The sequence below is a fragment of the Nonomuraea sp. NPDC048901 genome (assembly GCF_040649695.1).
In the GTDB taxonomy this organism is placed as follows: Bacteria; Actinomycetota; Actinomycetes; order Streptosporangiales; family Streptosporangiaceae; genus Nonomuraea.
In genome coordinates, this window is sequence record NZ_JBEZFW010000009.1 from 19,025 (window position 1) to 33,232 (window position 14,208).

The window sequence follows — 14,208 nt, forward strand, 5'->3', positions numbered from 1 at the left end:
TTATCCGGACTGTTCATTTGCAAACCATTTGGTTCAGGTTTTTGAACCCATGGGTATAGTGAGCGCATGCACAGGAGGCGGCGCAGGTCGCTCTTCAACAGTGGCAACCGATCGCCTGATCACCGCAGTGGGCACAGTGTCGACCCGCCGAAGGTGACCGGGCCGCCGGGCGTACGCACCGTGATCAGGTGGCCCTCAGCCGAGACCGCCGGGTCCTCGGTGCCCGGCACGATCACGGTGAGCAGCCGGGAAGCCTCCGGGGACGTCACCGTCACGGTCACCGCCGTCCGGAGGTATCCCGGTGAGACCGTGCCCGGCCGTACCGTCTGACCGCCCACCGGCCTGCCGTCGGTCGTGAGCTGCAGGAGCGTTACGCGGCGGGCGTCGTCGCCCAGCACCACGACGCCGTCGCGCTGGTCGATCAGCCGCAGCGACGGGTCGAAGTGCCACAGGTCGCGCACCGCGTGCCCCTCCGGCACCGAGTCCAGTACGGCCATCAGGTCCGCTCCGTGACTGACCAGGACCTCGCGCGTACGGCGCACGCCATACGCCTCGTCGCTGAGCCGGTACGACTGCCGCGACGGGCCGATGTCCGACGCGTCCAGGCGCGTGGCCGTACCCGCTCGGAAGCCCGCGCCCACCACGGAGGGTACGTTGTGCGCGTCGGGCGACTTGGTCCACTCCACGTAGTCCGTCTTCTCGTAGGAGTGGAAACCGGCCTCGACCAGCACCGGGCGACCCTGCGCGTGATAGGTGACGCCCAGATGGTCCTCGTGCCCGTGCAGCCGCCGCCCCGGCCCGAACCTGATCGAGTAGAACGCCGAGCCCGGATCGTCCCATGCGGTCCGGCCGAAGACGTACCCGCCGTCGAAGACCCGCACCGTCGCCCCGTCGTGCGCGAACCCGGCCGCCCGCGTGTCCGCCGGGCTGTCCCCGAGGGGTGCCAGGAAGCCGTCGGGCTGCGTGGCATGGGCCACGTACGCTTCGAGGGCGGTCCGGCGCGCCGTCAGCCGGTTCGGGATCTTGGCGCCGCTCTCCTCGATCGCCCGTAATGCCACCCCGAGCCGCCGGTGCACGTACAGCCCGTATCTCGGCGCCTGTTCGTGCAGGACGCCCTGCTCGTCGATGGCGAGTTCGGCCGAGGCGAGCATCCGGCGGATCGCCAGGTCACGCCACTCGTTCCGGCCCAGGCGGCAGCCCACCACCAGCAGCGCGATGTCCTGGTCCAGGCCGTGGTTGTGGCCCTGCCGGTAGAGCGCCGGGTCGGACAGGATCTCGCCGTGCTCGGCGAGGCTGTCCAGCAGGCGGCGGCTGTCGACGTGGGCGCTGAGGCACACCAGCACGGGGGCGCGCAGCGCGACGGCGTGCTCGGCCCAGGCCCAAGGGCTGATGTCGGCATGGTCGCGCGGGTTCTTGCGGATCCAGTCGTCGGCCAGGGTCTCGGCCCGGTCGAGGTAGGCCCGCTCGCCCGAACCCTCGTACTCGGCGACCAGGCCGCCCATCCAGCGCAGGGTGTGCAGGTTCAGCGCCCAGGAGCGGTTGCCGTGCGGGTTCAGCCGCCAGTCGATGTCCTGGCCGAGGTCCACCGGGGGCAGGCCGACGAAGGTCACCCGCCCGGCCATCACCTCCGGCAGCTTGATCTTGGGGAACTGGTGGGCCAGGCAGATGGCCCGGCCGGGCGTCGTACGGGCACGCCAGAACACGTGGCGACTCCTGATTTCGGGCGCGCGAAACCCACACGCGGCGCGAACGGCGGCGCGCGAGCTTCACTTGCGGGGGAGGGCCGCGGCGCGCGAGAACCGAGCGCGGCGGTGCGAGCGCGTGGCACAGACGCCCGCGCGGCGGTGAGATCAGGGCACGGGTGTGCCCTGACCTATGGGGTTATGGACGGGTGCTTGCGGATTCCGCCGGACCCTTGTCGGTCCAACCGGCGCCCAGGACCACCTCGGACGTCTGCGGGCCGCTCGTCCCCGTGGTGTTGGAGCTGGCCAGCACCTGCGAACTGGTCACATCGATGATCAGCGTCCGCTGGACCGGCGGATCGCCGGCCAGGCTGAAGGTGAACGCGTCACCGGTACGTCCCCGCTGGTCCGTCTTCCGGCCCAGGTACCGGACGTTCGGCAGGTCACCGAGCAGCCGATAGGCCGCCGCCCGGACGGCCGGTGGTGACGGCTTGCTCCACAGCAGCCCGCTGAGCGCGTCCGCCAGGACATCGTCGCCGGACCCGGCGGGCAGCATCCCGATCACCCACTCCTTCAGCGCGGCCGGGTCGGACGGCAGCCGCTGGATCTGCTCGACCGTCAGATCCTTCCCCGCCATGCTGAACGGCGCCCGTCCCGAGACCGCGACGACCTTCGAGGGCCGGCCCGTCACCCGCTCGCCCGTCCACGCCTTCCCGTCGGGGGTCGCCCAGAGGTCGGTGACCTTCGTGCCGTCGTGGAGCTTCTCGATGTGCCAGTACGTCCCCTTGTCGGCGGGACCCGACGCCGCCGTGGTCGCCGCGGCCAGCAGGATCGACCGCCCGGAGACCGCCGAGCCGGGCGTACGGGGCGAAGCGAGCGCCACCACGGCCGTCACGGCGACCGCCGCCGCGGCGAGACTGCCCACGACCCCTCTCCAGGAGAGCCACGACGTACGCGAGGAGCGCTCGGCGTCCAGCCGCTCGCGGACCCTGGCCTTGAGCGCCGGGTCGGCCGAGGGCTCGCCGTACAGCTCGCGGATCGACGACAGCTCATCCATGGTCGGCCTCCTCGGGGGCGAGCAGCGGATTGGTGTCGCCCAGGGAGCCGCGCAGCTTCTTCCTGGCCCGGCTCAGCCGGGAGCCGACCGTGCCGTACGGGATGCCGAGCGCCGTGGCGATCTCCTCATGGCTCAGCCCGGCCAGCGCGACGAGCAGGATGACGTCGCGATCGCGCTGATCCAGCGCCGCCAGGGCGGAGGCCAGGTTCGGCTGCAGGCTCTGGGCGCTGACCCGCGCGGTCACCCGGTCCTCGTGTCCCGGCGCGTCGCGGTCGGGACCGTACCGTCCCAGCGCGCGCAGCGTCCGCGCCTCCAGGCGGCGGTGCTTGCCGATGAGCTTCGTCGCGATGCCGAACAGCCAGGCCCGCACGGTCGCGCGCGCCGGGTCGTACTGCGCGCGCTTCCTGAACGCGATGAGGAACGTGTCGGAGACGACGTCCTCAGCATGGTCCGCACCGAGGCGCTGGGCGACATAGCCGTGGATGTCGCTGAAACAGGCGTCGAACACCGCCCCGAACACCTCGGCGTCCACGAGCGACCCGGGCGCGCCCCCGGCCCGGTCGAGGGACTCCGGCTCCCGCTCGACCGATCCCTGGGCGGCGTGGCCGGAGATCCAGGACAGTGCCGTCACCACGGTCGCCCCTTCACAATGCTTGCCCCGTCATGTGCCACCCTTCGAACGATCAGCGGATATCTCTTATCCCCCGATCCGCCCGATCGCTTTCACGCTCGCTCAGGGCAGATACCCATCCCGCCCGGACGAGCTCCTTCCGTACGCCCCCGCCGCCCTGAGCCGGCGCCGGAAGAGCGTCTCAGGGATGAGTGAGAGTGACGCTGGCCGGGCGGTGATCGGTCGCGCGGTGGTCCCGTGCGGATCCGTCGCCGGAGATCTGGGCTTCCCAGGCGTCATGTTCGATGCGACCGGACCCCGGCACCTTGGTCAGCGATGCCCCGCCTGCCCCGCCGTTCGTCAGGGCGGGTGAGAGGAGGATGTGGTCCAGCAGCATGTGCCGGTGCGGCTCGTCGGTGACGAAATCGTCGAACACGGCGCTGTAGCGCTTGTCCTCAGCCACATCGGCCTGGGCATGGCCGAACAGTCGCTCGGGCCGATACGGTGAGCCGACGAGGATGTCGGTGACGTTGTGCGCGAGGTACAACTCCTCGAAGTAGTCCTGGCCAGGGCCGTCGTTCAGGTCTCCGAGCACGATGAACGCCGAGGCCGGATCGGCGTCCAAGCGCCGCTCCATGGCTCCGCGGATCCGCATCGCCTCAGTGGCGATCCGTCGCCGGTTCCGCAACGAGGCGCGAATGAAATCCGGGCGCCGGGCAGGGTCCTGCCACAACGCACGGCCCTGGTTGATGAAGTTCGACTTCAGATGCGCGACCACTACCTCCAATCGGGTACCGGAGACATCGGCGGTGCAGCACAGCGGGTTCCTGGTGAACGCGTACTCGTCGAGCACCGCGTCGCCGTCGACGTCGGCCAGCCACGGCTCGATGAACGGCGCCGCCTCCGTCGAAGGAGTGAGAGTGACCGCGACACGATCGGGTTTGAACAACAGGGCCAGCTTCTGACTTCCACCGGAATCGCCCAGCACGAAGTCGTACGTGGCGGTTCCGCCAACGGTCAGATAGTCGTGGATGAACAGCGCCAGTTCCGCTGCTCGGCTTGGCGCCTCCACCAGCGCGACGATGTCCGCGTCGACGGCGGAGATCAGCCCGCCCAAGCGGCCGGCGGCCTCCGCGGTGACTCCCTGCTCGCCATCGCGGGAGAATGTCGGCTTGAACGCCGCCGGTTGCGCGTCGAGGGTGAACCAGTCGTTCATCCACTCGCCGTTGACCGTCGCGACCTTGAGTGTGGCCATGGCTTTGTCCCTCCATTCATCGAACGCATGATGACCGGGGCCGGTGACGTGAGCGGAGTCCCGATCACACGGGCGACCTCGGGGTGAGCGAGATACTCCTCGATGTCGTGGGCCCGGCTTGCGGGGTTGGCGACGGGGACTTCGGTCAGCTCACCCTGCCAGCGGTCGCGCAGCGGGCAGCCGATGGCGACCGGATCGATGGGGCACCAGACATTGACCCAGTGGGCCACTCGGTCTGGACGCTGGGCCCCGCCGGTGAGCAGGCGCTGGTAGACGCTGTCCATACCGAGCGGGCTGCCGGCGGTGAGAAGTAGTTCGACCTCGACCCTCGGGTCGAGCCGGGTGAGCAGGTCCACGGCGACCACCGTGCCCAGGCTGTGGCTGACCAGCACCAACCGGCCGGTCTGCGGCATCGTCTGGAGCACGCAGTCCAGAACCGCCTCCCGGATTCGCTGGTCGTCGAGGTAGGCGGCCACATCCGCGAAGATCGCGGCTATGAGCAGCCGATCCAGGTTGGTGGTGTTGGCCAGCCAGCTCAAGCCCTGGTGTACGGCATCGCCCAGCCCTTCCCTCCGGACCAGCCGCTCGGCGGGCATACCTGCCCGGTCCGCCGCCTCAATGATCATCTGCTCGTACAGCTGACGCGTGGCGCCGGATCCCGGCGCGGCCGCATCGACCGGATCGTCGACCATCTCCCGCGGTGAGCGGGGAAGGGCTTCTCCCCGTGTTCGCATGGCCTGGACGAGCTGTTGTGCGTAGAAGGGGAACCAGACGTCGGCCGGTGCGATCGTGGCCAGCCCCGCTCGGGTGAGCCCGCCGTTCAACCCAGCGGTCCAGTACCGGCGCAGTTGCTCCGGGTCATGGTCCTGCTGGGCACGGCCGTGCAGGAAGACCAGATGCCTGGACCCGCCGAACGCGCCCGGGCCGGCGGCCAGGCCGACGCCGACCCGTACGGCTGATTCGACGGGTAGCCCGTCGACCGAAGGGGCGGGAGGCGAGACTGTGCCGGTGACGGCCGTCCGCACGGCGGTCCTGTCCTGGAGCCCGGCCTCCGGCCCCATCTCGGCCAAGAGCGCCAGATGAGCGTCGTCGAGCGTCAGCTTTGCCAGATGCTTGAGGATGACGCTGATGCGCACGCCCTCGTTGGAGACCCAGTCGATGGCGTCGTCGCCGTCTCCCTCGTGCCAGATCTGCCCGTCGCGCCGCAGGATCCGTCCCTGGTCGTCGGTCTTGGGCACGCCACTGTGGTGGAGTGCCGTCACCTCCCACTGGTCGTTGAACACCGGGGAGCCGGAACTGCCCGGCTCGGTGTCGGTCTGGTACTGGATGAAGTTGTCCAGCCGTGCCTCCAGCCGGTTTTCACGGATGGAGATCTCCTTCAGCCGGCCGCTGGGATGGCCGATGATGTTGACCGGCTCTCCGATGACCAGTTTGCCCGTCTGAACACTGAGCCTGTTCCACCCGAACGTCTCTCCCAGGGGCTGGCCGTCGGCATCAGGGCTCACCAGGACCAGGGCGAAGTCGAGATCGTAGTCGGCGATGAAGAAGGTGTCCGGGACGAGGGCGAACCGCCTGGACACGTCAGGGAGATTGTCGACGGTGACTTGGGCGTCGAATTCCACAAAGGCCGACCGCGCCGCCGTGACGCTGGGAAACACGTGGTGATTGGTCAACAGCAGCCGTGGTGAGACCAGGAAGCCGGTGCCGATCGGGACCTCGCGGCCGTTCTCGCTGACCGAGATCCGTGCGACGGTCCGCGCGGCCCGTGCGCCCCGAGGCAGGAAGCTCCAGGCTTGCAGCTCTTTGGCCACCCCGAGGATGCGTTCGTACATCCTGGTCCGGTCCAGGCTCTCGCCCCGGGTGGCCTCGATCGCTGCCTCGACCGGGACCCCGTTACGCTGGATGAGGCGGGCGGTGCGGGCTGCGAGCATCTCTGGCGAGTCGGGGAACGCCTCACCCTGCTCTTGCCTTCGCGAGGCTTCATAACGATCGGAGCCGCTCCAGCGATACCGTTTGGCGGCGGCTTTGGTATGCCTGACTTTATTTTCCTGCACTGCTGTTGATATATCCATAGCGGTCCGCCGCTCTGAGCTCCAACGATTTCACTAAAAGGTGCACATCATTTAAATATGCATGTCGCGGAGGACTGGAGTCCAGATGGCGGTGGGTTAATTGACCGCTCACTATCTTGTTTTCTACATTCGGCGATATTTCGATGAGAGACCTTTGCGGAAAGGTGGATGTCATGTCGGTTTGGTCAGTCGGAGTAGCTCCACGGCCACCTGGAGCCCTTGGCCGTGGCATCGGCGGCGGACTGTCGAAACACGCTCCCGGCCACGGCGGCATTTGGGGAAATTTCACGAAAGATCAGCCAAAGGTCGGGGTGCAGGGTAGTGATCCGCTCACGGGCGCATTTGGTAGTCTGCCGACCTCATCGCCCGCTGCGAGGCGACGGGCGTAGATCAAATGATCTTCGTGCTCCAGGTCGGTCCCCATCGCCATGAGCACATTTTCAAAAGCCGTGAATTGTTCGGGGAAAAGGTTCTGCCCGCATTCACCGAAGGCGGACTAGAAATCAGCTTTCCGCGCCGCCTTCTCGTTCTCCTCCTCGGACATCAGCACGTGAGCGGCCGCCTCGCCCAGCGGGATGAAGCTGTCCGCCGACGTCACCCGCCCCACCTGCCCGGAGAACTCCGCGTCCATCAGCTCGGCCACGATCCCCTCCGACACCCCGCCCGTGTGGCGGGTCTCGTCGGCGATCAGCGGATATCTCTTATCCCCCGATCCGCCCGATCGCTTTCACGCCCGCTCAGGACGAGCTCCCATCCTGCCGTTCTCCGGCCAGCAGTGCCTCGGCGACGGCCGTACGGGCATAGAGCACATATCTCCCAGTACGGTGCGCGCTGGTCAGTCCGGCCTTGCGGAGCGCGGTGAGATGCTGGTTCGCGCCCGGTTCCGACAGGTCGAGGCGGGTGGCCAGTTCCCTGGTCGAGGCGGGCTGGTCGAGTTCGGCCAAGAGCCGGGCGCGGGTCCGGCCGAGCACGGCGGCCAGCGCCTGTGGCGGGTCGCTCTCGCGGTGCTCCCAGAGCGTCGCGACGCCCCGCGGCGGGTAGCGGATCGTGGGCTGCCAGGGCGGGGTCGTGATGGAGAAGACCCGCGGCCAGGTGAACACCGACGGCACGAGCAACAGCCCCAGCCCGTCCAGCGGACGCACTCCTTCGCAGGCCGTCTTCGGCAGGCGCAGGGTCTCTCCCTCCCACGTCACGGCCGTGTCGAGGTCGCTGAGCATGTGCCGCAGGCCACCCTCGGCCAGCGACCTGGCGCGATAGAGCACGTCGCCGTCGAGCAGGCTGCTGATCCGGGGCCAGTAAGGCGCGATGGCCGCGTCCCAGTAGCCGCGGATCTCCTCGGCCAGCCGTTCGAGACCGCCCGCGGGGTCGGCATGGAGCGCCTGGAGCGCTCTGGTGGGTGGACCGTCCCAGATGTCGAGACCCTCCCGGACCAGGGGCGCCATCGCCACCATCGTGGCCAGCTCCACCTCCAGGTTGGGCACGGAGGTCGAGGGTGGCGGGCTGACGAAGCCGACGATCGAGGTCGTGGGCACCGGCACCAGGTCGGACAGCAACCGCCAGTCGACATCGGCGAGCCGCCGGCGTACCCGCTCGGCCCAGGGCTTGAGTACGGCATGGGCGGCCGGGTTCTTCACCACCCGGACGCTGGCGACGACCTCCCACAGAGGAGAAACGGCGAAACGGACATGGGCCGCATCCTGCGCGGTGAATGTCAGCTCAAGCCCCGGGTTGAACAACGTGCTGCTCGTCAGCTTCCGGCAGCGGGTCACGCCCGACTCGATGCTCGGCCGGATGAACGCCACCATGCGCCTGATCCTGATGGGCGCGGTCGGTGTCGGCGGCCTGCTGGCGGGTCTCCTCGGCGAGCTCTGGGGTACGGGGGCGGCGATGTGGGCAGGTGCGTCGATCATGGCGTGCAGCTGGATACCGATCTGGCTCAGCCCACTGCGCCGCGAGATCTGAGCCGGGACTCGGTGATGTCGCCGCCGTATGGTGGGAAGCATCGTCTCTGAGACCGGAGGCTTGAGGTGCGGTTCGGAATCTTCTACGAGCATCAGCTGCCCCGCCCCTGGGAGCCGGACAGCGAGCAGCGCCTGTACGCCGACGCGCTGGAGCAGGTCGAGATCGCCGACCGGGTCGGGTTCGACTATGTGTGGGAGGTCGAGCACCACTATCTGGAGGAGTACTCACACTCGTCCGCCCCGGAGGTGTTCCTCGCCGCCGCCTCCCAGCGCACCAGGAACATCCGGCTCGGCCACGGCATCGTGCAGGTGCCGCCGCCGGTCAACCACCCTGCCAGGGTCGCCGAACGCGTCGCCACGCTCGACCTCGTCTCGGGTGGCCGGGTGGACTTCGGCACCGGGGAGGCCAGTTCGGCGGCCGAGCTGGGCGGGTTCGGCGTGGATCGGGAGCGGAAGCGGGCCATGTGGCAGGACTCGCTGGATGCGATCACCCGGATGTTCGTGGAGGAGCCGTTCGCCGGGTGGCACTCGCCGTACCTGCGGATGCCGCCGCGCAACGTGATCCCGAAGACCGTGCAGAAGCCGCACCCGCCCCTGTGGGTGGCCTGCTCGCGGCGGGAGACGATCCATCTGGCGGCGCGGAACGGGATCGGGGCGCTGTCGTTCGCGTTCGTGCATCCGGAGGACGCGGGGAAGTGGTCGCGGGACTACTACCAGCTGCTGGAGTCGGCGGAGTGCGTGCCGGCGGGGTTCGCGGTCAACGCCAACCTGGCGGTCGTGCTGCCGATGATGTGCCACGAGGATCCCGCCGAGGCTCGGCATCGGGGCGCTCAGGGGGCGGCCTTCTTCGCCTATGCCCTGGCGCATTATTACGGGCCGTCGAAACACACTCCCGGCCACAGCAGCATTTGGGGAAATTTCACGAAAGAGCAGCCAAAGGTGGGGGCGCAGGGGAGGGATCCGCTCGCGGGCGCATTGGGGAGTCCGCAGCAACTCATCGACCTCATCAGCCGCTACGAGGTGGCGGGCGTGGATCAAATGATCTTCGTGCTCCAGGCCGGTCCGAATCGCCATGAGCACATTTGCGAAAGTCTTGAATTGTTCGGGAAAAAGGTCCTGCCCGCATTCACCGAAGGCCGTGAAGAGCGCGAGCGCGCCAAGTCCGCCCGGCTCGCTCCGGTCATCGAAGCCGCCCTGTCCAGGCGTTCTCCGGCCAGAAAGCTCTCCCAGCCGTACGTGATCGACGAGGACGCGGAGCTGTCCCGCGTCACCCACCGCCCGCCGCCCACCCCGGCGGACGTCTTCGCCGCGGCCCGCAAGCGAGCCCGCCTCACGGGCCGGCACCTTCTGTCCCGCTTCGTCGCGGGCCGCTCCGACGAGGACCTGACCCGCTGGCTGAGCCCCGGCCGTCAGCGGCTTCTCTTCAATCTCATGGCCCGCTCCTTCAGGCCGGACAAGGCCTTCGGTTTCCAGGGCGCTCTCGAATTCCGCCTCCAACCCCGTGCCACCTGGACCATCGCCATCCGAGGCCGCCGGGCCCGCGCCTTCCCCGGCCCGGCCCGCGCCCCGTCCATCACGCTCACCCTCCCGGTCGCCGACCTGCTCCGCATCGTCGCAGGTACGGCGAACCCGGCCGCCCTGCTGATGTCGGGCCGCCTCCAGATAACGGGCGACGTGACGCTGGCCTCCCGGGTGGGGGAGATGTTCGGCGGCGCTTCGCCGTACTGAGTCGTCCTGAAAGCCGTAGTGAGCCGTACTGAAAGGAGACCTCAGCCCAGCAGCTTCCGTGCCGCCTGCTCGATCTCCTCCTCGGACATCAGCACGTGAGCGGCCGCCTCGCCCAGCGGGATGAAGCTGTCCGCCGACGTCACCCGCCCCACCTGCCCGGAGAACCCCGCGTCCATCAGCTCGGCCACGATCCCCTCCGACACCCCGCCCGTGTGGCGGGTCTCGTCGGCGATCAGCACCTTGCCCGTCAGCTCCGCCGCCCGCACCAGGTCCTCCACCGGCAGCGGCGCCAGCCAGCGCAGGTCCAGCACCCGGCAGCCGTAGCCCTCCTGCGTCAGGCGTACGGCGGCGCGCAGGCTCATCCGCAGCCCGTTGCCGAAGGTGACGATCGTGAGGTCGCGCCCGTCGCCATAGGACCGCGCCCGCCCGATCGGGACGTGCGTCTCCGGCCAGCGCGACGGCGGCGCGTAGGGCGCCAGCCAGCCCGCGTCGCCCTCCTCGAACAGGTCGCGCGTGTGATAGAGCGCGATCGGCTCCAGGAACACGCACACGGAACCCTCCGTGCGGGCCGCCGCCAGACAGGTACGCAGCATGGCCGCCGCGTCGTCGGGCCGCGACGGCGAGGCGATGACCAGGCCGGGGATGTCGCGCAGGGCCCCGACCGCGTTGTCGTTGTGGAAGTGGCCGCCGAACCCCTTCTGGTAGGCGTAGCTCGCCACCCGCACCACCAGCGGATTGAGATAGGCCCCCTGCGAGAAGAACGACAGCGTCGACGCCTCGCCCCTGAGCTGGTCGAGCGCGTTGTGCAGGTACGCCAGATACTGGATCTCCGGCACGGGCAGCAGCTTCGACACCCCCGACCCGAGCGCGAGCCCCAGGATGGACTGCTCGTCGAGGTGCGTGTCGAACACCCGCCCGCCACCGAACCGCTTCTGCAGCCCCCGGGTGACGCCGTAGACGCCGCCCTTCTTGGCGACGTCCTCGCCGAAGACCATCATCTCCGGGTAGACGGCGAGCGCGTCGGTCAGGGTGCGGTTGATGGCCTGGGAGAGGGTCAGTTGCTTCTCGGCCTCGGGCAGGGAACCGGCGAAGGCGCGTTCTCTGACCGACGCCTCGGCCGCCACCGGGCTGATCCTGGCGATCATCTCGGGCCGGCGGGGCGCGAGCGGCTCCATGATCTCCTTGGCCGAGCCGAGGCGCGGACTGCGGGTGGTCTCCAGGGCGATCCGCAGTATGTGCTCGCGCGACGACTCGTACTGCATGAGCAGCTCGTCGGGCGTGACCAGCCCCGCTTCGACCAGCAGCCGGGCGGTGGCCAGGAGCGGGTCGCGCTCCATGTCGGCGCGGATCTCCCGCTGGGTGCGGTAGGCGGACTCGACGTCGGAGCCGGCGTGGCCCATGAGCCGGACCGTGCTCAGGTGCAGGAACGCGGGGGAGCGGTTGTCGCGTACGTGCTGGACCGCCCGGACGGCCGTGTCGTAGGCGTCGGCCAGGTCGCAGCCGTCGGCGGCGAAGTATTCGATGCCGGGACGCCGCGCGCTCGCCGCCACCCAGCCCTTGGGCGTGCGGACGCTGATGCCGATGCCGTTGTCCTCGCACACGAACAGGATCGGCAGCGCCTGCCCCTGATGCGTGGCGTAGGCGGCGGTGTTGAACCCGGTCAGCGCCGTGGCGTGGTTTACCGAGGCGTCGCCGAAGCTGCACACGGTGATCGCGTCGTCCGCCCACGGCGTGGGAACGCCCAGCGCGCGGCCCCGCTCGATGGCGAAGGCGACGCCCACCGCGCGCGGCAGGTGGCTGGCGATCGTCGAGGTCTGCGGGATGATCGCCAGGTCGGGATGGCCGAACACCTTGTGCCGGCCGCCCGCGATCGGCTCGTCGGCCGCGGCGGCCAGCCCCATGAGCACGTCGCGGATGCCCTGCTCGGGCAGCCGTCCGGCCTGCTCGGACCGGGTCAGGTAGAAGGCGCCGGAGCGGTAGTGCAGCAGCGCGGGGTCGCCGGGCCGCAGCGCGGCGGCGACCGCCGCGTTGCCCTCGTGCCCGGCCGAGCCGATCGTGTAGAAGGACTGCTCCTGCGCGCGCAGCCAGCGGGCCGCGATGTCGAGCAGGCGGCTGTCGAGCTGGCGCTGGAAGAGGGTGCGGCACTGCTCACCGGTCAGCGACGCGCCCTCGCGGACGGGCCGGCCGGGATCACGGGCCGCGCCCCCCTTCAGCGTCGCAATGGCTTGGGTGAAATGAGTCTCAACAGTGTCGCGCGCCACAAGGCGATTATGTCGCCCCGATCCCGGGTTCGTCTGCCCGTCGGGAGTGACATGTTGTGGACCGGTCCGATTGACCCCGATCTATAACAAGTTGTCAGATTTCGCAACTTTCTGGCCAACCTGAATGTCTACTGGGAAAGATAAGCGTGGCACCCTCAATGCCGCGTTGAGCACCAGGGGATCCAGAAAGGAACCCGCATGTTACAACGCATCCGTGTCGCCGCCGTCGCGCTCGCGACGGCCGCCGGGCTTCTCGCCCTGGCACCATCGGCGTCGGCCGCGGCCAAGGCCCCCGCCATCTCCAATGTGGACCTCAGTCCGGGCTCCCCGGCCGTGGTCTTCGACAAGCCGGTCACGGTGACGTTCACGTTCACCACCAAGGACGCCGGAAAGGCCGAACTCCAGCTCAAGCCGCCCGGCCTGAGCGTCGGCACGCCCATCGACCTCAAGTCGGCGCCGTTCGGCGTGTGGACGAAGTGGACCGGTACGAAGAGCTTCGAGGCGAAGGACGCCGGAAAGTGGAGCTTCCTCGCCATCGCCCACGGTGACGGCGACAAGTCCGCCAGCGGCACCTTCGACGTCCAGAAGGCCCTCGTCACCAAGATCGTGGACTTCGGCGCCAGCCCCGGCCAGGTGCACCGCGGCGACATGATCAGGGTCTCCGGCCGACTCCTGGCCGACGGCAAGGGATACACCGGGGTCGTGGCGATTACTTTCCGTGAGCGGAGTGCCGACGCCTACCGCCGGGTCGCCACGGTCACGAGCGGCCGCGACGGCTGGTTCAGCACCAGGGTGCGCGCCGATGCCACCGGCTGGTGGCGGGCCGAGTTCGGCGGGAACAAGGAAGCCAGGGCATCGGTCAGCGACAGCGACCGGGTCGACGTCCGGATCAGGCACAATTCCGACAGCAGGATCGTCGGCTTCGACGTCACCCCCGCGCCCGCCGACAAGGGCGCCCGGCTGAACTTCACCGGCACCCTGCAAGTCGAGCGCTGGCAGGCCCTGCCCGGCCAGCGGGTCTCGATCTACTTCAGGCAGGACGGCTCACGCCGCTGGGAGTACGTCACCAGCGACGTGACGAACCGCGACGGCCGCTTCTGGGCCACCGCGACCGCGCAGTCCTCGGGCTGGTGGCGGGCCGCGTTCGCGGGGACCAGGGGCGTCAAGGGCTCGGTCTCCGACGCCGCCTGGGTCAAGGTCCTCGAGCCCACCCCGCCGCCGACGGCCGACAAGTCGGCCAGCCGGGTGATCAAGTTCAACGCCTACCCGGAGCCGGTCAAGCGCGGCAGGTACCTGAAGGCCAGGGGCGTGCTGCAGATCGACGACAGCGGATCCTGGGAGGGGTACGCGGGCAAGGTCGCGCTGTACTTCAAGCCGGTCGGCTCGCACAAGTGGCAGTACGTGAAGACCACGCGGTCCGGTGACAGCGGCAAGCTGTACGTCAGGGTCAAGGCGTGGAAGTCGGGCTCGTGGAAGTTCGTGTTCGGCGGGGACGACGATTTCTACGGAGACAGCAGCCGTAGTGACTATGTCCGCGTGAAGCGGTAACACGTCGGAATCGCTGGTTTGAGGCCCGGGGCAG

11 protein-coding genes are annotated in these 14,208 nt (G+C 69.1%); 3 read left to right on the forward strand and 8 right to left on the reverse strand.

Annotated features, from left to right (window positions below; translation table 11 throughout):
* Positions 1 to 119: 119 nt before the first annotated feature.
* From AB0C30_RS29955 to AB0C30_RS29985, 7 genes are all read right to left on the reverse strand, one after another.
* Entirely contained in the window at positions 120 to 1,703 is a 1,584-nt protein-coding gene (locus AB0C30_RS29955) for a heparinase II/III family protein (RefSeq protein ID WP_357950840.1), read from the reverse strand.
* 178 nt (positions 1,704 to 1,881) lie between these two features.
* On the reverse strand, positions 1,882 to 2,739 hold the full coding sequence (locus tag AB0C30_RS29960) for a CU044_5270 family protein (RefSeq protein ID WP_357950843.1): 858 nt from the start codon (positions 2,737 to 2,739) through the stop codon (positions 1,882 to 1,884).
* The gene (locus AB0C30_RS29965) at positions 2,732 to 3,373 is read right to left on the reverse strand and encodes an RNA polymerase sigma factor (RefSeq protein WP_357950846.1); all 642 of its coding nucleotides are present in this window, start codon (positions 3,371 to 3,373) and stop codon (positions 2,732 to 2,734) included. Before AB0C30_RS29965 ends, AB0C30_RS29960 begins: the two co-directional genes overlap by 8 nt.
* A 178-nt stretch (positions 3,374 to 3,551) precedes the next feature.
* A complete protein-coding gene (locus AB0C30_RS29970) occupies positions 3,552 to 4,604 on the reverse strand; it encodes an endonuclease/exonuclease/phosphatase family protein (protein ID WP_357950848.1) in 1,053 nt (350 codons plus the stop codon).
* The gene (locus AB0C30_RS29975) at positions 4,562 to 6,535 is read right to left on the reverse strand and encodes a serine protease (protein WP_357950850.1); all 1,974 of its coding nucleotides are present in this window, start codon (positions 6,533 to 6,535) and stop codon (positions 4,562 to 4,564) included. The genes AB0C30_RS29970 and AB0C30_RS29975 overlap by 43 nt, the downstream gene beginning before the upstream one ends.
* Positions 6,536 to 7,172: 637 nt before the next feature.
* Entirely contained in the window at positions 7,173 to 7,334 is a 162-nt protein-coding gene (locus tag AB0C30_RS29980; protein WP_357950853.1) for a hypothetical protein, read from the reverse strand.
* Between the two features lie 79 nt (positions 7,335 to 7,413).
* Positions 7,414 to 8,481: a DUF5937 family protein gene (locus AB0C30_RS29985; RefSeq protein WP_357950856.1), complete on the reverse strand. Its 1,068-nt coding sequence runs from the start codon at positions 8,479 to 8,481 to the stop codon at positions 7,414 to 7,416.
* Between AB0C30_RS29985 and AB0C30_RS29990 the strand changes: the two genes are divergently transcribed.
* Entirely contained in the window at positions 8,468 to 8,638 is a 171-nt protein-coding gene (locus AB0C30_RS29990) for a hypothetical protein (RefSeq protein WP_357950859.1), read from the forward strand. The two genes, AB0C30_RS29985 and AB0C30_RS29990, sit on opposite strands and share 14 nt — an antisense overlap.
* Before the next feature lie 65 nt (positions 8,639 to 8,703).
* Positions 8,704 to 10,365, forward strand: coding sequence for an LLM class flavin-dependent oxidoreductase (locus tag AB0C30_RS29995; protein ID WP_357950862.1), 1,662 nt, complete (start codon positions 8,704 to 8,706; stop codon positions 10,363 to 10,365).
* A 41-nt stretch (positions 10,366 to 10,406) separates the two neighbouring features.
* On the opposite strand, the gene AB0C30_RS30000 is transcribed toward AB0C30_RS29995, so the two are convergent.
* Positions 10,407 to 12,626, reverse strand: a complete 2,220-nt coding sequence (locus AB0C30_RS30000) for a thiamine pyrophosphate-dependent enzyme (protein ID WP_357950865.1) — start codon at positions 12,624 to 12,626, stop codon at positions 10,407 to 10,409.
* Positions 12,627 to 12,824: 198 nt separating this feature from the next.
* Here AB0C30_RS30000 and AB0C30_RS30005 point away from each other — a divergent pair, with 198 nt between their 5' ends.
* Positions 12,825 to 14,174 carry a hypothetical protein gene (locus tag AB0C30_RS30005; RefSeq protein WP_357950868.1) on the forward strand — a complete coding sequence of 450 codons (1,350 nt, stop codon included), beginning with the start codon at positions 12,825 to 12,827 and terminating at the stop codon, positions 14,172 to 14,174.
* Positions 14,175 to 14,208 lie beyond the last annotated feature (34 nt).

Excerpts from the sequence above, each read along its gene's own strand:
- AB0C30_RS29960 (WP_357950843.1), bottom strand. The coding sequence starts at position 2,739 with ATGGATGAGCTGTCGTCGATCCGCGAGCTGTACGGCGAGCCCTCGGCC.
- AB0C30_RS29970 (WP_357950848.1), bottom strand. The coding sequence starts at position 4,604 with ATGGCCACACTCAAGGTCGCGACGGTCAACGGCGAGTGGATGAACGAC.
- AB0C30_RS29975 (WP_357950850.1), bottom strand. The coding sequence starts at position 6,535 with ATGCTCGCAGCCCGCACCGCCCGCCTCATCCAGCGTAACGGGGTCCCG.
- AB0C30_RS29990 (WP_357950859.1), top strand. The coding sequence starts at position 8,468 with ATGAACGCCACCATGCGCCTGATCCTGATGGGCGCGGTCGGTGTCGGC.
- AB0C30_RS29985 (WP_357950856.1), bottom strand. The coding sequence starts at position 8,481 with ATGGTGGCGTTCATCCGGCCGAGCATCGAGTCGGGCGTGACCCGCTGC.
- AB0C30_RS30005 (WP_357950868.1), top strand. The coding sequence starts at position 12,825 with ATGTTACAACGCATCCGTGTCGCCGCCGTCGCGCTCGCGACGGCCGCC.